This window comes from Corynebacterium curieae (assembly GCF_027570035.1).
Lineage (GTDB): Bacteria > Actinomycetota > Actinomycetes > Mycobacteriales > Mycobacteriaceae > Corynebacterium > Corynebacterium curieae.
In genome coordinates this window covers 1-23,472 of the sequence record NZ_JAKMUU010000007.1, presented here as the reverse complement: position 1 = coordinate 23,472, position 23,472 = coordinate 1, and the positions used below count along the sequence as shown (strand labels likewise).

General features: G+C 62.0%; 24 protein-coding genes. 9 read left to right on the top strand and 15 right to left on the bottom strand.

Going from position 1 to position 23,472, the window contains the following annotated elements; translation table 11 throughout:
- Positions 1 to 186: 186 nt before the first annotated feature.
- The 4 genes from L8V01_RS10165 to L8V01_RS10150 form a co-directional block, all read right to left on the bottom strand.
- A complete protein-coding gene (locus L8V01_RS10165) occupies positions 187 to 375 on the bottom strand; it encodes a helix-turn-helix domain-containing protein (RefSeq protein ID WP_005276651.1) in 189 nt (62 codons plus the stop codon).
- 225 nt (positions 376 to 600) lie between these two features.
- A complete protein-coding gene (gene proC / locus L8V01_RS10160) occupies positions 601 to 1,392 on the bottom strand; it encodes a pyrroline-5-carboxylate reductase (protein WP_259887273.1) in 792 nt (263 codons plus the stop codon).
- A gap of 71 nt (positions 1,393 to 1,463) precedes the next feature.
- A complete protein-coding gene (locus L8V01_RS10155; protein ID WP_269946940.1) occupies positions 1,464 to 2,537 on the bottom strand; it encodes a tripartite tricarboxylate transporter TctB family protein in 1,074 nt (357 codons plus the stop codon).
- 9 nt (positions 2,538 to 2,546) lie between these two features.
- Positions 2,547 to 3,476 carry a Ppx/GppA family phosphatase gene (locus L8V01_RS10150; RefSeq protein WP_269946939.1) on the bottom strand — a complete coding sequence of 310 codons (930 nt, stop codon included), beginning with the start codon at positions 3,474 to 3,476 and terminating at the stop codon, positions 2,547 to 2,549.
- Between the two features lie 33 nt (positions 3,477 to 3,509).
- Here L8V01_RS10150 and L8V01_RS10145 point away from each other — a divergent pair, with 33 nt between their 5' ends.
- Entirely contained in the window at positions 3,510 to 4,436 is a 927-nt protein-coding gene (locus tag L8V01_RS10145) for a DUF3109 family protein (RefSeq protein ID WP_269946938.1), read from the top strand.
- Here the strand turns inward: L8V01_RS10145 and L8V01_RS10140 are convergent.
- From L8V01_RS10140 to mshA, 4 genes are all read right to left on the bottom strand, one after another.
- Positions 4,433 to 5,140 (bottom strand): response regulator transcription factor, encoded by a 708-nt coding sequence (locus tag L8V01_RS10140; protein WP_269946937.1) that lies wholly within the window; start codon positions 5,138 to 5,140, stop codon positions 4,433 to 4,435. The genes L8V01_RS10145 and L8V01_RS10140 overlap by 4 nt on opposite strands.
- On the bottom strand, positions 5,137 to 6,399 hold the full coding sequence (locus L8V01_RS10135; RefSeq protein WP_269946936.1) for a sensor histidine kinase: 1,263 nt from the start codon (positions 6,397 to 6,399) through the stop codon (positions 5,137 to 5,139). Before L8V01_RS10135 ends, L8V01_RS10140 begins: the two co-directional genes overlap by 4 nt.
- A 63-nt stretch (positions 6,400 to 6,462) precedes the next feature.
- Positions 6,463 to 7,209 carry a phosphoglyceromutase gene (locus tag L8V01_RS10130; RefSeq protein WP_269946935.1) on the bottom strand — a complete coding sequence of 249 codons (747 nt, stop codon included), beginning with the start codon at positions 7,207 to 7,209 and terminating at the stop codon, positions 6,463 to 6,465.
- A gap of 39 nt (positions 7,210 to 7,248) precedes the next feature.
- Complete coding sequence (gene mshA, locus L8V01_RS10125) at positions 7,249 to 8,514, bottom strand: D-inositol-3-phosphate glycosyltransferase (RefSeq protein ID WP_269946934.1); 1,266 nt, start codon at positions 8,512 to 8,514, stop codon at positions 7,249 to 7,251.
- 80 nt (positions 8,515 to 8,594) lie between these two features.
- On the opposite strand from mshA, the gene L8V01_RS10120 reads away from it, so the two are divergent.
- The 4 genes from L8V01_RS10120 (at position 8,595) to L8V01_RS10105 (ending at position 14,118) form a co-directional block, all read left to right on the top strand.
- Entirely contained in the window at positions 8,595 to 10,310 is a 1,716-nt protein-coding gene (locus L8V01_RS10120; protein WP_269946933.1) for a long-chain-fatty-acid--CoA ligase, read from the top strand.
- 1 nt (position 10,311) lies between these two features.
- Complete coding sequence (locus L8V01_RS10115) at positions 10,312 to 10,797, top strand: methylated-DNA--[protein]-cysteine S-methyltransferase (RefSeq protein ID WP_269946932.1); 486 nt, start codon at positions 10,312 to 10,314, stop codon at positions 10,795 to 10,797.
- Between the two features lie 70 nt (positions 10,798 to 10,867).
- Positions 10,868 to 12,577, top strand: a complete 1,710-nt coding sequence (locus tag L8V01_RS10110) for a long-chain-fatty-acid--CoA ligase (RefSeq protein WP_269946931.1) — start codon at positions 10,868 to 10,870, stop codon at positions 12,575 to 12,577.
- 11 nt (positions 12,578 to 12,588) lie between these two features.
- Positions 12,589 to 14,118 (top strand): AMP-binding protein, encoded by a 1,530-nt coding sequence (locus L8V01_RS10105; RefSeq protein WP_269946930.1) that lies wholly within the window; start codon positions 12,589 to 12,591, stop codon positions 14,116 to 14,118.
- Here L8V01_RS10105 and L8V01_RS10100 read toward each other — a convergent pair.
- A complete protein-coding gene (locus tag L8V01_RS10100) occupies positions 14,115 to 15,422 on the bottom strand; it encodes a YihY/virulence factor BrkB family protein (protein ID WP_269946929.1) in 1,308 nt (435 codons plus the stop codon). The genes L8V01_RS10105 and L8V01_RS10100 overlap by 4 nt on opposite strands.
- Positions 15,423 to 15,493: 71 nt before the next feature.
- On the opposite strand from L8V01_RS10100, the gene L8V01_RS10095 reads away from it, so the two are divergent.
- A complete protein-coding gene (locus tag L8V01_RS10095) occupies positions 15,494 to 15,970 on the top strand; it encodes an S-ribosylhomocysteine lyase (protein ID WP_269946928.1) in 477 nt (158 codons plus the stop codon).
- Positions 15,971 to 16,101: 131 nt separating this feature from the next.
- On the opposite strand, the gene L8V01_RS10090 is transcribed toward L8V01_RS10095, so the two are convergent.
- Positions 16,102 to 17,214 carry a UDP-N-acetylmuramate dehydrogenase gene (locus tag L8V01_RS10090; RefSeq protein ID WP_269946927.1) on the bottom strand — a complete coding sequence of 371 codons (1,113 nt, stop codon included), beginning with the start codon at positions 17,212 to 17,214 and terminating at the stop codon, positions 16,102 to 16,104.
- 24 nt (positions 17,215 to 17,238) lie between these two features.
- Here L8V01_RS10090 and L8V01_RS10085 point away from each other — a divergent pair, with 24 nt between their 5' ends.
- From L8V01_RS10085 to L8V01_RS10075, 3 genes are all read left to right on the top strand, one after another.
- Entirely contained in the window at positions 17,239 to 17,730 is a 492-nt protein-coding gene (locus tag L8V01_RS10085) for a DUF2505 domain-containing protein (protein WP_269946926.1), read from the top strand.
- A 20-nt stretch (positions 17,731 to 17,750) separates the two neighbouring features.
- Positions 17,751 to 18,563, top strand: a complete 813-nt coding sequence (locus L8V01_RS10080; RefSeq protein WP_269946925.1) for a class I SAM-dependent methyltransferase — start codon at positions 17,751 to 17,753, stop codon at positions 18,561 to 18,563.
- A gap of 110 nt (positions 18,564 to 18,673) precedes the next feature.
- Entirely contained in the window at positions 18,674 to 19,528 is an 855-nt protein-coding gene (locus L8V01_RS10075) for an LmeA family phospholipid-binding protein (protein WP_269946924.1), read from the top strand.
- Here the strand turns inward: L8V01_RS10075 and L8V01_RS10070 are convergent.
- From L8V01_RS10070 to L8V01_RS10050, 5 genes are all read right to left on the bottom strand, one after another.
- Entirely contained in the window at positions 19,525 to 20,055 is a 531-nt protein-coding gene (locus L8V01_RS10070) for a beta/alpha barrel domain-containing protein (protein ID WP_269946923.1), read from the bottom strand. The two genes, L8V01_RS10075 and L8V01_RS10070, sit on opposite strands and share 4 nt — an antisense overlap.
- On the bottom strand, positions 20,055 to 20,345 hold the full coding sequence (locus tag L8V01_RS10065; RefSeq protein WP_269946922.1) for a DUF2516 family protein: 291 nt from the start codon (positions 20,343 to 20,345) through the stop codon (positions 20,055 to 20,057). Before L8V01_RS10065 ends, L8V01_RS10070 begins: the two co-directional genes overlap by 1 nt.
- Positions 20,346 to 20,350: 5 nt before the next feature.
- The gene (locus tag L8V01_RS10060; protein ID WP_269946921.1) at positions 20,351 to 20,788 is read right to left on the bottom strand and encodes a CGLAU_01105 family protein; all 438 of its coding nucleotides are present in this window, start codon (positions 20,786 to 20,788) and stop codon (positions 20,351 to 20,353) included.
- Positions 20,789 to 20,807: 19 nt separating this feature from the next.
- Positions 20,808 to 22,142 (bottom strand): DUF445 domain-containing protein, encoded by a 1,335-nt coding sequence (locus tag L8V01_RS10055; RefSeq protein WP_269946920.1) that lies wholly within the window; start codon positions 22,140 to 22,142, stop codon positions 20,808 to 20,810.
- 262 nt (positions 22,143 to 22,404) lie between these two features.
- A partial coding sequence (locus L8V01_RS10050) for a type IIL restriction-modification enzyme MmeI (RefSeq protein WP_338081045.1) occupies positions 22,405 to 23,472 on the bottom strand: 1,068 nt, incomplete at its 5' end.

Here is a 23,472-nt window from a genome sequence, read left to right as displayed (position 1 = left end):
GAAGGTGCACTCTTGCCGCCGTGGCCTCACGGACCGCGGGCCACATCAGCGAGCCGACACGAATGCACACCATCTTACCCAGCACCCAGCCCGTGACCAAAAAGCGCCTCTAAGAAACGACAGCGCCCACCACCGCTGACCACGAGGGCCAACAGAGGTGGGCGCTGTCTATGCGGCGCGAGTTGCCTAGGCTCCGTAGACGGATGCCTCCAGGTACTCGTTGACGGCGGACTCGTGAACGCGGAAGGAGCGTCCGACGCGAACAGCCGGCATTTCGCCTGCGTGAACCAAACGGTAGACGGTCATCTTGGAGACGCGCATAATCTCGGCGACCTCCGCGATCGTCAGAAAGGTTCCCTTTTCTTCATTTGCCATATATATCTAACCCTTCAGCTCGTTACGCGCTGTAGGCTTCCCCTCCCACAGGACTTCACGCACGTGCTTGCCCTAGCCTATCGTGAAACATGTGACTAATGCGACCCAAGTGCCAAATTTTTTCACAGCATTCATTAGGGTTACCTCTAAAAGCGCGGCTTAACACCCGCCCCAGCGCTCCCGGGTGGGTACACCCCCACCGCGGGGAGGTCACAACCAACGCCGCTAGCCGAGCTCCTTGGCCTTGTCAGCGCACGCTTCTGCGGCACGGTAGAACGCACCGCGCAGGCCGGACTCCTCCAGCTCGCGGACGGCGGCAGCAGTGGTACCACCCGGCGAGGTCACCCCGGCGCGCAGCTGGGTGGCCGAACGCCCGGAGCTAGCCAGCATCTCACCGGAGCCGGCCGCCGCCTGGGCGGCGAGCTTCTCGGCGACGTCGCGGGGAAGGCCGAGCTGTACGCCGGCGTCGACAAGCGCCTCTGCCACAAGGAAGAAATAAGCCGGGGAGGAACCCGCCAGCGCGGTGGCGGCGTCGATATTCTTCTCCGGAATGACCGCGACCTCGCCTACGGCCTCGAGCAGCTCGCGCACGCCGTCCATCTGGGCATCGCTCACATGCTCGCCGGCCGCGCAGGTGCACATGCCGCGGCGCACCAACATGGGGGTATTAGGCATAACGCGCACCACCGGCACGCCTTCGCCCGCAGCGCCCTCCAGCTGCTCCAGCGTCAGGCCTGCGGCCATGGAAACTACCACGGCGTCCTTCGCCGGTTTAAGGCCCTCGAGCAGGTCGAGGATGGCATAGGGCTTCACGCAGGCGAAGATATAGTCCGCGCCGTCCACCGCCGCCGCATTATCGCTGGTGACGTTGACGCCATAAGTTTCTTTGAGTTCCTGGCTGCGCGATTCGGTGCGATTGGTGACCGTGATATCCGAGCCCGCAAAGCCCGATGCCACAAGTCCCGAGGTCAAAGCCTCACCGATCTGTCCGCCGCCTAAAATTGCAATCTTTGTCATAGCCTCCACCATGCCAAAAATGCGTAACCCCGGCTACCACATGGGGTAACCGGGGCATCGGCAAGCGGGGCTTAAAGCATGACCAAAAGCAGCGGACCAAAAGTCAGGATGAGGCCGGTAAAGCCGGCCAGGAACATGGAGAACCCGTCGCGAGCGGTGCGCAGCGCGTGGGTCACGCCGACCATAATCGCGGTCACGCACACCGCCAGGACGGCAACGACGAGGCGTGGGAAACTATCCCACAGAATCTCAAAGCCCTTGAAGATGACAATCGCCAGCAGGATGCCCGCAACAATCATCAGTAGGATGGATACCGGGTTGAGCTTCTCGTGCTCTTCTTCGACCCAGTCTTCGTCGTCTTCCACCTTGGGCAGGTTGCCGGTTTCCTCGGCATTCTTAGCGACGCCCGCCTTCTTCGACGCCGGCACCGCCGCAACTCCACCTGCCGCGGCGGCTCCAGCGCCTGCCGCCGCCGCACCCTTGGCCTTGGTACCCTTCTCGGCGCGCTCCTTTTCCGCAGCGGGCTTCTCAGCCGCAGCCTTGTCAGCGGCAGGTTTTTCGGTCACTGGCTTTTCGGCCGCTGGCTTGTCGGTCGCGGACTTGTCAGCCGCGGCCTTGGCGGTGGCTGGTCGCGAGGCGGTGGCCTTGGCGTCGTCCGCCTTTTTCTTATCCACACGCTGGATTACCGCGGTGTCATCGGCGGAAGGCTGGTTCTTCTTCGCAACGTCCTTCGCAGCTGGCTGTGCCGCCTTAGCTGCGGGCTTTTCTGCAGCCTTGGCCGCAGCCGGTTGCGCTGGTCTGTCGGCAGGTTTTGCCGCTGGCTTTTCTGCCGCCTTTCCTGCGGCCTTCTCGGCTGGCTTGGCAGCGGGTTTCTTCGCCGAGGCGGAGTCGGCCTTCTCCTCGGGCTTGGGAGCGCGGATGACGGGGGCATCCTCGTCGATGGAGACGGAGGTGTGCTTGGCCTCTACAGGAGCCGCCTTGACCTTCTTGAGGTTGCCGGTCAGCTCCGCAACGGAGATACCGCCCTCCTCCAGACTGCGGCGATGGCGGCGCGAACGCTTCTCGTCCTTGCCGTCCTTTTCGCCGCGGGCCTTCTTATTGCGAGCCAGCAGCTCCGCCACGGTCAACTGGTTTTTGTCAGCCATGATCTCTTCCTATTCCAATCCCTTGTCGGTCCGGCGCAAAATGACGCCCTCACGCAGCGCCCACGGGCAGATTTCCAGCTTCTCGATTTCCAAGGCTCGCATGGAAGCCTCGGCCACCAGAGCGCCGGCAACGATTTGGTGCGATCGGTTAGAACTTACACCCTCTAGGTCCGCTCTGTCTGCTGCAGTCATGCGAGAGATGAATGAAATTAACTGCCGCAGACCCGGCGCGGTCAGCGTGCGCTTGACATATGGGCCGGCAGACGAGGGTGCGGCACCCGTCAGACGCGCCAGTGTGCGGAAGGTTTTGGAGGTACCCACGGCAAGGCCAGCCGGGCCCATCGCCTTCATCTGTTGGGCAACGTCTTCTAGCTCCGCATCGATATAATCGCGCAGCGCGCTGACCTTCTTTTTCTCTGGCGGGTCGGTGTCGAACCAATTATGAGTCAACCGCCCGGCGCCTAGGTCGAGGGAGAAAGCGAGATCAGGGTGCTCGTCGGTACCGGTGGATAGCTCCAGCGAGCCGCCGCCGATGTCTAGGTTGGTGATGCGGCCGGCGGACCAGCCATACCAGCGGCGGGCGGAGAGGAAGGTCAACCGGGCTTCTTCCACACCGGAAAGGATTTGCAGGCGTACGCCGGTTTTCTTTTCTACTTCATCGAGCACGGCTTCCGAATTGGGAGCAGAGCGCACCGCCGAGGTAGCGAAGGCGATAAATTCCGCGCAGCCGAGCTTCTCCCCCAGCTCGCTAGCTTCCTTTACGGCGCTGACCAGCTTCTTTACACCCTTTTCATGGATGTTCCCCCTCTTATCCAGCTGCTCAACCAGCCGGAGCGGGGTCTTCCAATCGCTCATCGGAGTGGGCCGCCCGCCCGTCGCGGCATCGACCGCAACGAGGTGGACGGTATTGCTTCCGACGTCTAATACACCTAATCGCACACTAATAGCGTAGTAGGTCTACCGTGGTTAGGTGTGAATCGCCCAGAATCTGACACGGTATATCTAGGTTTTCCCGCGAGCTCGCCCGCGGCGGCGTCGATAAGAGCGGGCTGCGAAGAAGCCCCTGATTTCCCGCGGGAGTGGTTTGAATTTACCAACCCAAACGATCCGCACCACGTCTTCTCCATCGACCTGACTTGGGTGGAATCGCACTACAGCTGCCAATTTGGGACGTCGGCGTGCCGGGGCATCGATAAGCGCCAGCCCGAGGTGGGTTGCTGCGTGCATGGCGCCTATATAGCCGATGAGGAAGACCGCGACCAGCTTTACGACGCCGTCTCGCGCATGCCCGCCAAATATTGGCAGCTGCGCCCAGCGGGGGTAGATGAGTTCCTCGCGCAGGACGCTACGGACGAGTTGGAGCCCTGGCTGGAGTGGGACGAACTCGATGGCGAGGACGGCGAACCGGAACCGGCGTTGAAAACGCCGATCGTGGATGGCGCGTGCATTTTTGCCAACCGCGCCGGCTGGGCTACGGGCACGGGCTGCGCGTTGCACCAGTGGGCGGTTGACGCCGGCGAGGAGCTCACGGTGGTCAAGCCGGAGGTGTGCTGGCAGCTGCCGCTGCGCCGGTACGAAGATTATGAGGAACGCCCGGATGGGCAGGAGATTTTGCGCACCCAGATCGGCGAGTATGACCGCCGCGGTTGGGGAAATGGCGGCGAGGATTTTGATTGGTATTGCTCGGCCGATTCTGCCTGCCATGCCAACCCGCTACCGATGTGGCAATCGCATGAAGATGAGCTGGTTGCGCTCATGGGCCGCGAGTCCTATGAGATTTTGGCCGCGCACTGCAGGGCCCGCGCGGCGGCGGCCGAACATGGCGTCCAGCTCACGCGCCACCCAGCCAGCGTAAAGGCCGGCAGCCTGCGGGCAGAAACCCAGCAGGCGGAAAGCTAAAGCTCGAATTTATAGCCCAGCCCGCGCACCGTAACGAGGTGCTTCGGGCGGGAAGGCTGCTCCTCAATCTTGGAGCGCAGGCGCTTGACGTGGACGTCGAGCGTCTTGGTATCGCCAACATAATCGGCGCCCCAAATGCGGTCAATGAGCTGGCCGCGGGTGAGCACGCGCCCGGCGTTGCGCAGCAGATACTCCAAGAGGTCGAACTCTTTGAGCGGCATGGATACCGGCTCATCCGCAACGGTTACGGTATGGCGCTCCACATCCATCTTGACGCGGCCGCCCTCCAGAATCTGCTCGGCCACCTCCTCGGACGCATCGGCATCGGCCCCGGCGCCGGAATCGTGGCCGCGGCGTAGCACCGCACGGATGCGGGCAATGAGCTCGCGGGAGGAATAAGGCTTGGTCACGTAATCATCGGCGCCTAGCTCGAGGCCGACGACCTTATCAATCTCGGAATCGCGCGCGGTGACCATGATCACGGGCACGGAAGAAGTGGAGCGCAGCTGCTTGCACACCTCGGTGCCGGACATGCCGGGAAGCATGAGGTCAAGAAGGACAATATCGATGTCGTTTGCAGCAAACTTTTCCAACGCGGTAGGGCCATCGTGCGCAATAATCGGCTCGAAGCCCTCCTTGCGGAGGAGGAATGCCAGCGGATCTGCCAGCGACTCTTCATCTTCAACGATGAGGATGGTGGTCATTGTGCTTTATCCTTTCGACGTGCTGCAACGCGTGCCACCGCACGCGGGAGCCCAGGCGCCGCCGCATCGACGGCTTCCTGATTCTCATTATCCTTCATGCCAGCTTCCTGCGCCGGCTTTTCTTCCCTGTAGATGGGCAACTCAATGGTGAATGTAGAACCCGTGCCCGGCCGGGACCACAGTTTGATGTTGCCGCCATGGTTGGCCACCACGTGTTTAACAATTGCTAATCCTAGGCCAGTGCCTCCGGTCTGCCGCGACCGGGCTTGGTCTACGCGGAAGAAGCGTTCAAAAACGCGCTTCTGGTCATCCGGCGCGATGCCGATGCCGCGGTCCGTGACGCGGATGAGCACGACCCCGCCGTCTACCACCTTTTGGGAGACCGATACCGGCATTTTCTCCGGCGAGTAGTTAATCGCATTGGATACCAGGTTGGACAGGGCGGTAACGAGCAGAGACCTATCGCCTTTGACCTGCACGCCGACGGAGGCGCCGCGGTTAAGCTCGATGGAACGGGCCTCGGCGGCAAGGTGGTTGCGCGAGAGGGCTTCATCGACGAGATCGTCTACGGCCAGCGGTTCCATTTCCGGCAGGGCCTCGGCACCCTGCAATTTGGACAGGGAGATTAGCTCGCTGACCATATCGGCCAAGCGATTGGCTTCCTTGTAGACCTTATTGCCAAAGTACTCCACGGTTTCTTGGTCACCGGCGTCTTGCAGCAGGGCCTCGGCCAGCAAAGCGATGCCGCCTACGGGGGTCTTGAGCTCATGGGAGACGTTGGCCACAAAGTCACGGCGGGCGGACTCCATGCGGACGTTTTCGCTCTCATCGGTGCCGTAAATGATGACAAAGCGGCCGTCATTAAGCGTCAGCGGCTTAATTACCGCCTTGACCTGCGTGACGCGGTGGCCCGTGCGGCGCTTAGGGATAGCAATATCGACGGTGCGCGTCTCCTTGTCGTCAAAGACATGCTGCGCGGTCTCCCATACCTCCGGGTTAACGGCGCGGTCATGCACCAAGGACATCTCGTGCGCGGCCGGGTTAGACATGACGATTTCTTGGTTGCGGTCTAGCACCGTCAGGGCCGTCGGCGAGCCTTGCACGGCCAAGTGCAGCACCTGGCTGACCGTCGTGACCTGGTTGGCCTCGGCATCGGTGGATTGGCGGTAGCTGGCAATGCGGCCCCGCAGCCAAGAGATGGCCGGCAGCGCCAGCCCGCAGGCCACCACGCCGGCGGCAAAGGAAAGAATCAATTCCACGTGTCTACCCTATCCATCACAAAGTCCCCAGGGAATACTCCCCGGGGACTGTGGCGCAGAAAGTTACTTGCCGCCCTGCGCAGCAACGGCGGCAGCACCGGCCGCAGCGGCTTCCGGATCCAGGTAGGTGCCGCCCGGATTGACCACGGAGCCATCCTCCGTGATCTCGTATACCAGCGGGATACCGGTCGGGATATTCAGGCCAGCAATATCATCATCGGAGATATTGTCCAGGTGCTTGACCAGTGCGCGCAGGGAGTTGCCGTGAGCGGCGATGAGCACGGTCTCGCCCTTCTTGGCGCGCGGGAGGATTTCCTCCTCGAAGTAAGGCACGAAGCGAGCGACAACGTCCTTCAGGCACTCGGTCTGCGGAACCTTGTCCAGGTCCGCGTAGCGCGGGTCATTGGCCTGGGAGTACTCGGAGTCATCGGCCAGCTCTGGCGGGCGCGTGTCATAGGAGCGGCGCCATGCCATGAACTTTTCCTCACCGTATTCTTCCTTGGTTTCGGCCTTGTTCAGGCCCTGCAGGGCGCCGTAGTGGCGCTCGTTGAGGCGCCAGTTGCGTACCACTGGGATCCAGTGGCGGTCGGCGGCGTTGAGAGCGATATTTGCGGTGCGGATAGCGCGACGCAAAAGAGAGGTATACAGGACGTCTGGCAGAACGCCTTCCTGCGCGAGCAGCTCACCGCCGCGCTTGGCTTCTGCCTCACCCTTTTCGGTCAGATCTACATCGACCCAGCCAGTGAACTGGTTGGACTCGTTCCACTTTGATTGGCCATGGCGAAGGAGAATCAATTTTCCGTTAGTCATGCCTCCAGCATGCCACGAAATGGCCACGGACGTAAGGGTTTAATCCCCAATCGCCCGCCGTTGGTGGCAGTCCGGGACCTCAATGCTGCTGGCTTCGTCATAGATTTCTGCGAGCGCGGCGGCGGAGCTGGCCCAGCTAAAGCGGGCGGCGTGGGCCACGGCGGCTTCGCCCATGGCGATGCGCATGGGGTCGTCGTCAAGCAGGCGGGCCAAGGCATCGGCCCAATCGGCCGGGTCGTGCGAGTGCACCAGCAGGCCGGTCTTCCCGTCGGCCACGGCGATGGGCAGCCCGCCGACGGCCGCGGCTACCACCGGCGTGCCAGAGGCTTGGGCCTCTAGCGACACTAGGCCGAAGGACTCGTTATAGCTGGGCACCGCCACGATATCGGCCGCGCGGTAGACCCCTACCAGTTCCTCTGGCGGGCGGGCACCCAAAAAGCGCACGCGCTTATCGACGCCCAACTCGCGCGCCAACTCCCTATAGGCCTCCGGCGCCGTATTGGCCCCCGACGGGCCACCGCAGATGACCACGCGCAGGTTGCGGGCCGGTTCGCGGCGGAAGAGCTCGGCCGTAGCGCGGATGAGGACCTCTGGCCCCTTGAATTTTTGCAGGCGCCCCACAAAGGCCACGACCTTGGTGTGCAGTGGAATGCCCAGCTCGCGGCGGGAACGCTCGGTATTGCGGTCTGTGCCGGGGGTAAAAAGCTCGACGTCGGCGCCGGGCGAGACCACGCGAATGTTGTCACACTCGGCGTCGTAGTGCTCGGCTAAGTCGCGGGCTTCTTGCTCGGTATTGACCACGAACAGGTCCGCATTATCTACCAGCTGCTGTTCGCAGATGCGGCGGGCCTCGGACTCCAGGGTGTCATCCGCCGTCCGAGAGGCGTTTTTCACCGCGGCCAGGGTATGGGCCGTGTGGATGAGCGGGATGCCCCAGAGATCCCGCAGTAGCCATCCCACCTGTCCGGAGAGCCAGTAATGGGAGTGGATGAGGTCATATTTTTTCCCCTGCCATTTGGCAAATTGCACCATGCCGCCGGCGAAGGCGGCCAGCTGGGTGGGCAGGTCCTCCTTGTCCAGGCCCTCGTAAGGTCCAGCAACGATGTTGATAACGCGCAGGCCGGGCTCAACCGCAATGATTTCGCCCTGGCTCGGCCGGGTGGCGCGCGTATAGACGTCTACCTCGATTCCCCGGCGGGCCAGTTGGCGGGCGATATTGAGGACGTAGACGTTCATTCCGCCCGCATCCCCCGAGCCAGGCTGCTCGATAGGGGACGTATGCATAGAGATCATGGCGATGCGCATGGCGCTCTATTCTAGCGGCGCTATTCTAGCGGCGCTATACTGGCCCCTGCCAGAAACCTACGCTACCGAAAGGTATAGTTTTGTCCGCATACGAATCACAGGCTTGGCTCCAGTATTACCCGGAATGGACACCGCACCACCTCGAGTATGGCGAGACCACGCTGCTGGACATTTACGACAATAATCTTGAGGTCAACGGCGATAAGCCGGCCACCTACTTTTTCGGACGCACCCAAACGTATGCGGAACTGGACCGGCAGGTTCGCGCTGCGGCCGCCGGCCTGAAAGCCTTCGGTGTGCGCCCGGGTGACCGCGTAGCCATCGTCGCGCCCAACTCGCCGCAGTACATCGCGGCGTTTTATGCCATCTTGAAGCTGGGCGCCCAGGTGGTACTGCACAACCCGCTGTATACCGCCCACGAGCTGGAAGGTCTTTTCCAGGACCACGGCGCGCGCATCGCCATCGCCTGGGACAAGGCCGCGCCTACCCTGGAGAAGCTGCGCGCGACCACCAACCTGGAAACGGTCGTGTCCATCAACATGATCAACGCCATGCCGACCCTGCAGCGCGCGGCCCTTCGCCTGCCCATCCCGCCGCTGAAGTCCAAGCGCGAGCAGCTTTCTGCTCCGGCGCCTAATACCGTGCCGTGGGAGACCCTGGTGGGCAACGCCATCGGCGGCGATGGCAGCGATATCACCACGCCAGAGGACGTGGACAAGGACACCATCGCGCTTATCATGTACACCTCTGGCACCACCGGCGCGCCAAAGGGCGCCATGCTCTCGCACGGCAACCTCTTTTCCAACCTGATGCAGGGCAAGGCGTGGGTTCCTGGCCTAGGCGATAAGCCGGAGCGCATGCTGGCAGCCCTCCCCTTCTTCCACGCTTATGGCCTGACCATGAATGTGACCTTGGCGCAGTTCATCGGCGGCGAGCTGGTTATCCTGCCGAAGCCGGAAATATCGCTCATCATGCAGTTGATGAAGAAGCACACCCCGACCTGGGTTCCGGGCGTGCCGACGCTCTACGAGCGCATCGTCAAAGCCGCCGACGAGCAGCAAATCCCCATCAAGGGCGTGCGCGCGGCATTCTCCGGTGCTTCCACCCTGCCTTCGGACACCGTGCAGAAGTGGGAAAATTACACCGGCGGCCTCTTGGTGGAAGGCTACGGCCTCACCGAGTGCTCGCCGATTATCGTGGGCAACCCCATGAGCACCGACCGCCGCCCCGGCTACGTGGGCATTCCCTTCCCGGACACCCAGGTGCGCATCGCCAACCCGGATAACCTGGATGAGACCCAGCCGGACGGCACCGAGGGCGAGGTGCTGGCCCGCGGCCCGCAGATCTTCAAGGGCTACCTCAACAACGAGGAGGCCACCGAGGCCGCCTTCCACGGCGAATGGTTCCGCACCGGCGATATGGGCATCATGGAAGAAGATGGCTTCATCCGCCTGGTCAGCCGCATCAAGGAGATCATCATTACCGGCGGCTTCAACGTGTACCCGGGCGAGGTGGAAGAAATCCTGCGCGAGCACCCAAGCATCGATGACGTCGCCGTGGTGGGCCGCCCGCGCGAGGATGGTTCCGAGGACGTCGTAGCGTGCTTGGACCTCGCCGATGGCGCAGCCCTCGACCCGGAGGGCCTCAAGGACTACTGCCGCGAGCGCCTAACCCGCTACAAGGTCCCGCGCACCTTCTATCACTTTGAGGAGCTGGCCAAGGATCAGATGGGCAAGATCCGCCGCCGCGAGGTCCAGGCAGACCTCATCCGTCGCCTCGAGGCCGAAAAGAACTAGCATGTTCCGCCTGATAGATAGCCCCCTCGGACCCCTGCGCCTGCAGGCGAGCCCGCGGGGGCTTTCCCGCATCGAAATCGCTGCAGCTGGGATCCCGGAGGAGGCGGTGAGCAGTGTGGAAGAAGGGGACGCCGGAAAGCACAGCGCGGACGTGCTCGATGCCGCCCAGGCGCAGCTCGCGGAGTATTTCGCCGGCCGGCGCCGCGCCTTTGAGCTACCCCTAGACCCACCTGAGACGACGGCATTCCGCGCCGCGGTGCACGCACAGCTAGCGGAGATTGGCTATGGGGAGACCATCACCTACCGCGACGTCGCCAAGAAGCTCGGCCGGCCCGGCGCGACGCGGGCCGTAGGCAGTGCGTGCGGCGCCAATCCCCTGCTTATCGTGCGACCGTGCCATCGTGTGCTGCGCAGCGATGGCGGGCTCGGCGGCTACGCGGGTGGGCTAGCTGCCAAACGTTTTTTGCTGACACTGGAAGAAAACTAGAGGGCTTCTTCACGTTTTCTCTATACTGATTTTTTAAAACTAATTATTTACCCAAACGAAAGGTTTCTCCGTGTCCGCTTCTACCTCCCGAGCTTGGCTCGATCACTACAGCGAATGGACCCCACACACGCTGGACTACGGTAATAAAACCATCGTCGACTACTACCGCGATAACCTGCGGGTCAACGCCAATAAACCCGCCACCTATTTCTTCGGCCGCACGCAGACCTACACGGAGCTCGACGCCCAAGTGCGCGCCGCCGCGGCCGGGCTCAAGGCTTTTGGTATTCGCCCGGGCGACAAGGTGGCCATCGTCCTGCCCAACTGCCCCCAACACGTCGCGGCCTTCTATGCGGTGCAGCTACTTGGTGCCACCGTGGTCGAGCACAACCCGCTTTATACCGCCCACGAATTGGAAGGCCTTTTCCGAGATCATGGTGCCCGCGTAGCAATCTCTTGGGATAAAACCGCGTCCACGCTGGAAAAGCTGCGCTCGACCACCCCGCTAGAAACCATCGTATCCGTCAACATGGTCGATGCCATGCCACCACTCAAGCGCCTCGCGCTCCGCCTGCCTATCCCACCGCTGGCTGCTAAACGAGAGCAGCTCACCGAGCATGCACCAAACACAGTAGCGTGGTCTACCCTGATCGGCTCAGCTATTGGCGGCGACGGCAACGCCCTAGAAATGCCACGCATCAGCCAGGATGACGTCGCGCTCATCCTTTACACCTCCGGCACCACCGGAAAACCCAAAGGCGGAATGCTCTCGCACGGCAATCTCATTGCTAATTGCATCCAAGGCCAAGCTTGGGTTCCAGAAATGGGGAAGCACAAAGAGCGCTTCCTCGCCGCATTACCGATGTTTCACGCCTACGGCATGACCACACTGTGCATTTTTAGCGTGTACATGGGCGCCGAGCTTATCTTGCTTCCTTCCCCACAAATGCCGCTCATCCTGGACATCGTAAAAAAGCACACGCCTACGTGGCTACCGGGCGTTCCCACCCTCTATCAGAAGATCATGGACGCAGCCGAAGACAAGGACGTCGACTTAAGCGGCATCCGCAACGCTTTTTCCGGTGCCGCTACACTGCCCGTAGAAATCGTGGAACGGTGGGAGTCCATGACCGGCGGACGACTCGTAGAAGGCTTTGGTATGACCGAGTGCTCCCCCGTGTTAATTGGCAACCCCATGAACGGAAAGAATCGCCCTGGCTATGTGGGGCTCCCATTCCCAGATGCCGAGGTACGCATTGCCAACCCGAAGAATCTGGATGAAACCCAGCCTGACGGCGAACCGGGCGAGATGCTCGCGCGCGGTCCGCAAATTTTCCAGGGCTATTTTGGCAACCAAGAAGCAACAGAGGAGTCCTTCCATAACGGCTGGTTCCGCACCGGAGACATGGCAGTCATGGAAGAAGACGGCTGGGTCCGCCTAGTCAGCCGCATCAAAGAAATCATCATCACCGGCGGCTTCAACGTCTACCCCGCCGAGGTGGAAGAGGCGATTGCCCAGCACCCCGACGTGGTGGACGTCGCCGCCGTGGGCCGCCTGCGCCAGGACGGCTCGGAAGACGTCGTCGGCTGCGTCACCCTGCGCGATGGTGCCGTGCTCGATCCCGAGGGCTTGAAGGAATTCTGCCGCGAGCGCCTCACCCGCTATAAGGTTCCGCGCACCTTCTACCACTTTGAGGATCTGGCGCGCGATCACCTGGGCAAGATCCGCCGCCACCAGGTGCGCAAGGACCTGCTCGAGCTGCTGGAGGCAAAGGCCTAAACTTAGCGGCTATGGCAGATATTCACTACGACGCTACCTTGACGGATTTCCTCACGGCCGCCGTCGCGAGGTTTCCGCAGCGCCCCGCCACCTACTTCGCCGGCCAGACGCTGACCTATGGCGAGCTCGATGCCCAAGTGGCGGCCGCGGCTGGGGCCCTGCGCGAGATGGGCGTGCGCCCCGGCGACCGCGTGGCGATTCTGCTGCCTAATTGCCCGCAGCATGTGGTGGCGTTCTTTGCCATCCTGCGCCTGGGCGCGGTGGTGGTGGAGCACAATCCGCGCTATACCGCGCACGAGCTCACCCCGCTGCTCGCCCACCATGGCGCCCGCGTGGCGATTGCCTGGGAGGACATTGCCCCCACCATCTCCGCGCACGTAGAGACCACCATCTCCGTCTCCCTTAGCGCACCGCTTCCCCTTAACAGCACCCCGGTGGAGGCGCACCCCGCCGCGCTTGCCGACGCCGCCCTTATCCTCTACACCTCCGGCACCACCGCCCGCCCCAAGGGCGTGGTCCTAACCCACGGCAACCTCGCGGCGAACTGCCTGCAGCTAGAAACCCAAGCCCCGCTGCGCGCCGGCCACGAGCGCTTCCTGGCCGCGCTGCCTATGTTCCATTCCTATGGCCTGACGATGAGCGTACTGCTCGCGGTGCGCTGCGCGGCCGAGATCATCCTGCTTGCCGCCCCACATACCGACACGGTGACCGCGGCCCTTGTCGCGCGCCGCCCCACCTGGATGCCGGGCGTGCCGACCATCTACGAGCGGGCCATGGCGGCCGCGCCCGCCGCCGCTGGCTCATCCGCCCCCACGGATCTTGGCGGGGTGCGCTATTCCATCTCGGGCGCGGCGTCGCTGCCCTCGCGCATCATCGATCCCTGGGAAGCGCGCACCGGCGGCATGCTGGTGGAAGGCTATGGACTTACGGAAACCTCTCCCGTGCTGACCATCAATCCCCTCGATGACACCCGGCGCGCCGGCACCATCGGCCTGCCGTTGCCGGATACGCAGCTGCGCATCGGCAATCCTCAGGACCTCGGCCGCACCCAGCCGGATGGCGAGGCCGGCGAGATCCTCGCCCGCGGACCGCAGGTCTTTAGCGGCTATCTTGCCGACGCCCCCGCCAACGCCGCCGCCTTCCACGACGGCTGGTTCCGCACCGGGGACATGGGCGTGCGCGAGCCCGATGGCCATATCCGGCTGGTGGGCCGCATCAAGGAAATCATCATCACCGGCGGCTTCAATGTCTATCCCGGCGAGGTTGAGGAGGCTTTAACCTCCCATCCCGATATCGCCCAGGCCGCGGTCGTGGGCGTTCCTCGCTCCGATGGTTCTGAGGACGTCGCTGCTTGCATGGTCCTTGCACCTGGTGCGCAGCTCGACGAGCCCGCCTTGCGCGCACACTGCCGCGGCCTGCTGGCGCGCTATAAGGTCCCGCAGCGCTTCTTTGCTATGGATGAGCTCGCCGGTGATCAACTAGGCAAGCTGCGCCGCCGCGATGTCCAGCGCGATCTCCTCGCCCTGCTCGGCCAGGACTAGCCCTCAGCGCGCTCTTGCCGGCGCACCGCCATTTCATAGATGCGCTCGGAGCGCTCCTCTAAATCGCGCTGGGCACGGGCTTGGGCTTTGGCGGCGGCGTCGGAACGCGGCGGGGCCTGGATATGCCGCGCGGCGTGCAGGCCTAGTTGCAGCTCTTTGGCGCGCAGGATTTCCGCATCGAGCTTGATGCCTAAAATGAGCATCGTATTAGATAGCCACACGGCCATGAATACGGCCATGATGAGGCTGAAGGCGCCGTACACGCTGGCACCGGCAAAGCGCTGGGTATACAACGCGAATGCTCCCCACACCACGACGTTGGTGCCGAGCGCCACCACGGAGCCTAGGGTTATCCACCGAAAGCGCGCCGGCCGCACATTCGGCGAAAAGTGGTACAAGACGGCGATCAACGTCAGCACTACCACCACCGTGAGCGGGAAGCGCAGCCAATTCCACACCGGCATGAAGATTCCACCCAAAAAGTCCGCGGTACCTTGCATCTCCAGCTTGCCGGCCAGCGGTTCGACGACGCCGCTCACGATGGTATCGCGCAGCAAGTTGGCAAAAAGCACAATGACCGCGCCGATAACTAAGACGATGGTCAGCCCCCACATCAGCGCCCAGGTACGGATAATCCCGCGACCTTCTACTCGCCCGTAAACGATATTAGCGGTGCGCGAGAAGGCCCGCACGTAGGCCGAGGCCGCAAAGAGCGAAACCAGCACGGATACCACCAGCGCAAAGGTGCCTTGGGCCGTGGAACCGATAATGGAGCCGACCAATTTTTCGGCCTGCTCCGTCATGGAGCCCGGCACATAATCTGCAATAAACTGCGAGGTTAGCTTATGTACCTCGGCCTGCCGGGAGGAGAAGATGAGCGTAGCAATCGAATAGGCCGCGAGCACCGTTGGGGCAAAGGCCATGAGCGTGAAATACGTCATCGTGGCGGCGCGATCCAACAGGGCATCGTGGAAGAAGTCCGCCCACACGCGGCGGATAACCAGCCCCCAACTTTCCTTGCGCAGTCGATTGCCGCGGGCCAGGGGATCCACATTATCGGTGTGGCCTTCAATCCTGACCACGGTGGGCGCAGAGCTCGGCACGATTTTATCCGCGCCCTCATAGACGAACGCTCCCACCGGAGTCGCCGCGGCGCTCGGCTGCTTACCGCTGGGCTGCTCGCCGGTTGGCTGCTGGCCGGAAGGTAGATTGCCCGCAGGCTGGACGCCGGCAAGCTCGGCGCCCGCGGCGTCCGCGGTGTTCGCGGCGCCAGAAACCTCGGCGGAATCGTCCAGTGTGCTCATATTATCCCAGCGTATGCGGTAAAGAATCTATTTCAGGAAGTGACACTCAGCTGTGATTACACTGGAGAGGCATGACTGACCAGAATGAAAAGAAGCTCAACGTTAAGTCCTTTGAACTCGACCACCGCCTAGTTAGCGCCCCGTATATCCGCGTGGCCGACCGCACGGACTTGGGCGGCGGCGTCGAAATCATTAAATACGATCTGCGCTTCTGCCAGCCCAACCAGGATCACCTGGATACCAAGGCGCTGCACTCGGTGGAGCACATGATGGCAAACTTCATGCGCAATTACACCGATAAGCTCATCGGTTTCGCCCCGATGGGCTGCCGCACCGGCTTCTATGCCATTACTAACGGCATGGAGCAAGACGAGCTGCTGCGCGCGGTGGAAGGCGCGCTCAACGATATTCTCACCGCTACCGAGGTACCTGCGGCCAACGAAGAACAGTGCGGCTGGGGTGCGCACCACAGCTTGGAGGGCGCGCAGGAAGCGGCCCGCGAGTTCCTCGGCGCTAAGGATGAGTGGCTCCAGGTCATGGCGGCCTAAGCGAACGCAGTCGCCGGCGCGAGAGGCACCGAACTGAAAAGCAGCCACGATAGCCCCGAAAACCATGCGGTTTGGGGCGTTATCGTGGCTGCTTTGTGGGTTTTAGGCCTAGGCGAAGGCGCGGTCGCGCGCTACTCGTCGAGGGCGAGGCCGATCCACACGGGCTCGGGCACGAGCTCGACGCCGAAGGCCTCACGAACGCCGTCGCGGATGGTGCGGGCAAGGTCCACGATATCGGCGGCCGTGGCCTCGCCGCGGTTGGTCAGCGCCAGCGTGTGCTTCGTCGAGAGCGTGGCCCGGCCGGAGCCCGGGTAGCCCTTGGCAAACCCGGCGCGGTCAATGAGCCAGGCGGCGGAGAGCTTCTCCCGATCGGTATCGGATGGGGAGGCGGGGTGGCGGGGCATGGAGTCCGCGGTGGCGTCGCCAAGCGAGGCACGGACTTTGGCTTGGACGGCGTCGGCAAGTGCGGAGTCCACCACCGGGTTGGTAAAGAAGGAACCGGCGGACCAGGTGTCATGATCGGTGGGGTCGAGCACCATGCCCTTGCCGCGGCGCAGGCTGAGGACCTGCTCGCGGACCTCGGCCACGGGGCGGCGCTCGCCCGGATTCTGGGTGAGCTGGCCAAAGCGCAGCGGGCGGGAAAGGCCCTCGGTATCGAGCTGGAGCTCCACCTCAAGGACCACGGCGCGGCCGGTGAACTTCAGGTTGGAATAGCGATACGCCAGCTCCAGATCGGAGGCGGGGACCCACTCATCGCTATCGGTGCGGCGGTTGTAAAGGCGCACGCGGATGAGGACCTCGGAGATTTCCGCGCCATAGGCGCCCACATTCTGCACGGGGACCGCACCCACGGTGCCGGGGATGCCGGACAGGCACTCGATGCCCCCTAGACCAAGCTGCACAGAGCGAGCCACCACGTCATCCCACACAGCGCCGGCCTGCGCGCGCACCACGCCGGTTTCGGTATCCATGGAGACCTCATCAAAGTCAAGGATGACAGCGACGAGGTCCACGGCACCATCGGCCACCAAGAGGTTGGAGCCGCCGCCGACGACTATGAACTTCACCCCGGCCCGATCTAGTGCACGGATGACGTCCACGGCGGCTTCGGGCTGCGAGCAGCGCAGCGCGGCTTGCGGTTTTCCGCCCACACGCAGCGTAGTCAGATCCGCAAAGGTGGCGGCGGGGTCCAGTTCCACGCCGTCGATCGCTGTGAGCTGTTGCATCAATGATTTATCAAGCACGCCTACCAAGGTAGTCTGTTAGGCATGTCAACCCGTAGTGAAAACACCGTAACGATTAATCAGCCCATCGAAAAGGTCCACCAGGCGCTGCTCACCAAGGAATACTGGGAGTTCATCGTGGCCAACCTCTCCCCCGAGCCGGGCCAGGTGCACGACTTCAGCGATAACGTAGCTACCCTCTTCGAGGTTCTTCCTACCACCCTGCTGCCGGAGGCAGTGCGCGCCATGGTTTCCCAGGACCTGAAGGTCAAGCGCGTGGTCACCGTTGGTGAGCTCAACGGCGAAGCCGCTGATGTTAACTACACCGCGGATGTTAAGGGCACCCCGGTGGACTTCAAGGGCGATATCTCCCTGGCTGGCGAGGGCGAGATGACCAAGCTGTCCTACGTCAACGAGATTTCCGTCAATATCCCGATGATGGGCGCCGCCATCGAGCCGAAGGTGGGCGAGTCTCTGGCTGAGCTCTTCGATAACGAAGGCAAGCTCACCGAGCAGTGGATTTCTGAGAACGCCTAAGTTCTACAGAACCCAAATCTATGGCCGACCACGCACATAATCTGCGCGCCAGCGCAGCTGCGGGTCGGCCTTTTGGCGTTATTACCCGCGGCACCACCAACCATAACCGGCTGCGCCGCTGCGATAGGTGGATGCTCGCGCACCCAGAGATTTCCGCGCTGCTGCGGCACGTGGACAAGCCGCTGGCGCTTGACGTGGGCTACGGGGCTTCGCACGCTACCACCGTGGAGTGGGCGGGGTGGCTGCGCCGAGCGAATCCGCAGGTAGACGTGCGCGGCCTGGAAATCCACCCGGACCGGGTGCTGCCGCCGCGCGATGGCGTGCACTTCGAGCTCGGCGGCTTTGAGCTGGCCGGCTACCGGCCGCAGCTGGTGCGCGCGTTTAATGTGCTGCGCCAATACGATGTGGACCAAGTGGAAGAAGCCTGGCGAACGGTGTGCTCCCGGCTTGCCCCGGGCGGCTTCTTTGTGGAGGGCACTTGCGATGAGCTCGGCCGGCGCGCGGCCTGGTTGCTCCTGGATGCCCACGGTCCGCGGACGCTAACCCTGGCGTGGGATCCCTTCGATGTGGCGCGCCCCTCTGATATTGCCGAGCGCCTGCCCAAAATCCTCATTCACCGCAACGTGCCCGGCGAACCCATCCACGAGCTCCTCAAGGCTGCCGACGAGGCCTGGGATCACGCCGCCGGGTGGGCGCCCTACGGCCCGCGCGTGCGCTGGCGCATGGCAAGGGCCTTGCTTGCCGACGCCCCCTTTGACATCCACCCCGCCCGCCGGCGCCTGCGCGATAATGTACTGACCGTGGACTGGGAGTCCATCGCGCCGCGGAGCTAAATCAGCCAAACCGCCCCAACGGCGCGGCGCAGCTGTGAAGTGTCTAGCAATGTGGCTGAGAACTCCCGCAGACTTTGCCCCACGCCGTCTCATGCGCCACACTGGTACGCATGGCTTCGAAGAAATCGGCGGGTTCACTCGCCTGGAAAATCATCATTGGCATCCTCGTAGCACTGCTCGTGCTCATCCTGTTGGCCGAGTTCGGCCTGCGCTGGTTCATTGGTCACCAGATGACCTCGCAATTTAACCAGGCCGCCGAAGAAGAAGGTATCCAGGTCAAAGAAGACCCCTCCGTCAGCTTCGGCGGCAGCCCACTGCTGTTGGGCCTATTTAGCGGCTCCATTTCTCAAATGGACATGACCACGCCGTCCACCCTGCAAATCGATGGCACCGAGATCAAGGGCCAGCCCGCCTCCGAGATCCACGTGGAAGACATGAGCACCGACCAGGAGAATCCGGTGGCCGGCAAGCTGCGCGCTTCTACCACAGTGCCGGATGACTACCTGCTGGCGTCCTTCCAGAAGGGCATTTCCGAGCAGGCCGGCAGCGACAAAGTGGGCAATATGGTGGTCACGGAGATCACCGCCAACGAGCAGGACCACGTGCTAGACGTGAAGTTCGCCGGCGGCCTAGCCAACCTTTCGCTGGAGCCCACCGCCCACGATGGAAAGCTCGATATCCGCGCCACCGAGGCCTCTATTTTCGGCCTCGAGCTGCCGGACCAGGCCACCGAAGCCATCTCCTCCGCCCTGCAAAACGGCATGTCGGATCAGTTCGTGGGCTCTGACATGAACGTCGATTCCGTGGAGGTGCTCGATGGCGAACTCAAGCTCACCATCACCGGCACCGACGTCCCGATGAACGATATGGACAAGCTGGCTGGCGGCGGTGGCGCCAACGACAACAACGGCGGCGGCACTAATAATGGCGCGCCGCAACAGGACGCGCAGAAGAAAGCAGCCTAAACAGCAGCGGCGGGAAACTTAAGGACCGGAAGCTTGGCAGCGGCCAACGCCGGTCCTTTTTTCATGTCCTCTTCCCCGGCACCGGATTCTTCGTTGTCCACGGCCGCAGAGCTGCGCACAATGAGGCGCTGATAACCGGCCTGCTGTGCAGCTGTAACCGCAGCATCGGCGGTATCGGCATCATCGGCCACATCTGCGCCCACAGCCCCCGGCACGATGAGGCCCAAGCGAGCCGGATCGGGGCAAGCCTCGCGGATGGCAATGAGCTCGGAGAGCACGGCATTGGCATCCGCTACGGTCTCATCGAGGCTGACCCACACCTCGCTGGCGCCCGATTGGATGGCCAAGCGCGCCTCAGAGGCCTTGATGAGCGTGTGGTGGCGGCCGGTCGGATAACCGGCGACGGAAATGACCTCGGCCGCGCCGGCCTCCGCGGCGAGGGAAGCATGGTGCGGGGAGACCAAGACCGTGTTATCGGCGGCGCGGTCCTTGACCGTCGCGGCCGAAGCAGCAAGCAGATTAAGCATTAGTAGCTGTAATCACCGTTGATGATGGCCTTGAGCTGCGGGCGCACATCAAACCAGTACACGCCGGTAATGACCGCGCCGATCCAGGAAAGAAACTGCATGCCGGTGGCCATCGCTACTGCCGAACCAGCCAGCAGGCCTACCCACACCCACTTACCTTGGCGGTCGCCGGCGCGGAAGGCATCCTCGCGCGTGGCGGCGGCAAGCACCGCACCGACGATGGCTGTCAGGGTGAGGATCTGGAAGACGTACCTGTCTAAATTCAAAGCAAGAAAATAAAGAAAATTCATGTAGTTTAATTCTTCGGGTCGTCGGTCTCGATAACTTCGCCATCGATAATATTATCGCCCTGTGAAGGAGCCGAATCCTGGCTAGGACGCGGCGCGTTCTTCTTTTCCGCACGGCGGGCCTGGGCGGAATTGTAGGCGTCCATCACGCCCTCGCGGGTCTCGTTATAGGCGGTGGAGAACTTGCCCTTGGCGTCAGCGAAAGATGCGGACTCGCGGGTGCCGTCCGCGGCCTTCTTCAAGGAAGCGCCAATCTCCTTTGCGGTGTTGGTGGCCTTATCTACTAGGCCGTCCTTGCCAGTGCCTCCATAGGGGCTTTCTGCCTGCGCGCCATGAGCGTGCTGGGCACGCTCTTCTTGCAGGCGGCCGCCAAAGTCCTTGGCTACGTCGAAAGCAGCGCTGCCGGCGTCCTTCAAAGAATCAAAAATCTTCTTATTATCACTCATTGCTCATTACTCCTTTTGCCTAAGCACCAAAGATCAGGTGATTGATCGCGAATATCACCAATCCTGCCAGGGAACCGACGACGGTGCCGTTCAGACGAATAAACTGCAGGTCCTTGCCCACCATGAGCTCGATATTTTGGGAGGCTTCCTCCGCATCCCAGCGCTTGATGGTCTCCGGGATAATAGCGATGATTTCTGGGGCGAATTTCTCCACCGCGTAGCGCGCGGCCTTGTCCACCAGCGCATTGGCTTGGGCCAGGAATTCGGAGTCCTCGAGCAGGCGGTGCGCCAGCTCCTTTACCTTGGCCGTAATCTTCTGGCGCAGGAAGGACTCCGGATCATTGAGCTGGTCAATGAGCGTGGTGGACACCGTACGCCACATGGCTGCCGGCGCCTGCTGCGCTTGATCGGAGGCGAGCATCTCTTGCTTAATGCCCTCGATGCGCCCGCGCATATCCTCGTCCCACTGCAGGTCCGAAGCCAGCTTGGACAGGTTGCGGCGAATGGCCAGGCGAGCCTCATGGTTGCCATTGCGGCGCACCTCATCAGCAAATTCCACGAGCTCGGTATAGACCTTCTCCCCCACCATCTCGCGGGCAAAGCGCGGCGCCCACCCCGGCATGCGCTCGTCGATGGCGGTGACCACGGTGGACTCCATGCTCAGAATCTTGCCGTGTGCCCACTCGATGAGGTCGTCTTCCAGCGGACGAGCCTTGCCGTCTGCAATATAGCCCTCCAAGAGCCTGCCCAGCGGCGGGCCCCATTCTGGCTCGGCCAGGCGGTCCATGACTTGGGTGCGGATGAATTGCTCTGCTTCTTCGGGGTCCAAATCCGACACCACGCTGGCGGCACGCTCGCCAATCCACGCGGAGACCTCCTCCGCCTTGCCGGGCTCCACGCCCTGGCGCGCCAGCCACAGCGGAAGTTCCGCCTCCCGCACCTTGGCGCTAAGCGCATCCGCGGTCAGGAAGTTCTCCTCCACGAAGTCACTTAAGGCATCGCCCACGCGGTCCTTATTATTCGGAATCAGCGCCGTATGCGGGATGGGCAGCCCCATCGGCCGACGAAATAGCGCGGTCACCGCAAACCAGTCCGCCAAGCCACCCACCATGCCGGCCTCCGCCGCTGCACGCACGTAGCCCACCCAGACGGGAGCCCCGCTTTCCGACGCCTGCCACCACGAACACCCCAAAAAGATCACCGCCGCACCAATCAGGAACGACAGCGCAATCGCCTTCCACCGCCTCAGGTCCGCACGACGGGCCTCCTGGTTGCCCGCCTGCGGCACGGGAGCAGCACCCGACGATGCCGATGCCGTAGCCGTTTCGAGGCCTTCCTCCGCGCGGTGCGTCATGAGTTCTCCTTGGGATTGTGAAGATGTATTCGGGCTTCGGCCATTAAGACTAGTGCGTACTTAAAAGCACTCGACCGCTGCCTTCAGTAATTAAGTTTATGGACGCCAAAGAAGCTGAACTGAAGGGCCCAGGTTTTGTTCTGTTAGAGAAGATAGATACCCACCAGCACAAACACTAACTCGTTAGTCCAAGCAGGCGGCCCTATGTTAGAGCACAGGGCGAAATATATGGCTTTCCATATGGCAAGCCATATCCGGTGGTTTAGGGCTGGTGTGAGATGAGCTTTTCGTAGTTGGCAAACAACAGCTCTTGGCGCTGACGCTCCGTAGTGAGCTTGCGAGGCGCGCCAAACGCTTTGTCGACTTCTCGGTCTAGTGCGTCGTGGGCCTTGATGAGTTCAGGTGCCATGGCAAGCGGATTGTAGTGCTCGGCTAGTGAGCGCTCTGGGTGGAGTGCACGGGCGTCGAGCACCTTCTTGCCCGCCTTAATAATTCGCTGCCGCGTCTTTTCATCCAATTCTGGGACGGGGAAAGTATTCCACGTCAAGGTGTTAGCGAAATTAAGATCAGATTTAAGCCTTCCGCCGACGGCGCGTTGCCATGTAATGAACATTGAAGAAGAAATAAGAGCGAACAATAATCCATCTGGGTCGACAGCTGTATAAACTTTGTCACCAGCAATTACTTTCGGATCTAAATGTGCAACCGTATAGTACTTCCTGTTTTCAGAAACGACACGAGGAATACCTACATATGGCACCAGAGGACGATGCGAATTCGGTCTCATCAAATGAGGAGTATCCCGGTACTTGTATGCGTCACCGCCCATTGATGAGTTCTCACGAAATTCTTTGCAAGCCATAATGCGTTGCTTCAGCACCGGTGACTTAGCAATATCTGTTACATCAAAATCTTCGTCTGCCATCCAAAGACACCAGCGATCAAGACCACGAACCAACTCTTTGCCCATACGAAAAGGGCGCAGATACTTTGCGGCGATCGGATCAGCGGCAACCTCGTCATACTCGTCGACCTCGACGAGCAAGAATTTTCCTAACGACATCGTACCGAAGTGTGCAGTCGGCAACTCCGGAGAGATTGGGGTGCTTCTCCGTCTAACGAGAAGATGAGGTCCATCAATTAGGTAAGCGTTAATACCCTGCTCAATCTGCTGCTCTACAGCCTCCCCTTTTACATCAGGATAGTCCCACAGGCGCTGTTTCGCGCCGCGATCACGAGTGAACCCAACAATGACACAGTGCACAGATGCTTTACCTGGTGCCTCAGAGTCCCATTTAAAGGTGCGGTGAGCGAACTTTATCCGCCACCC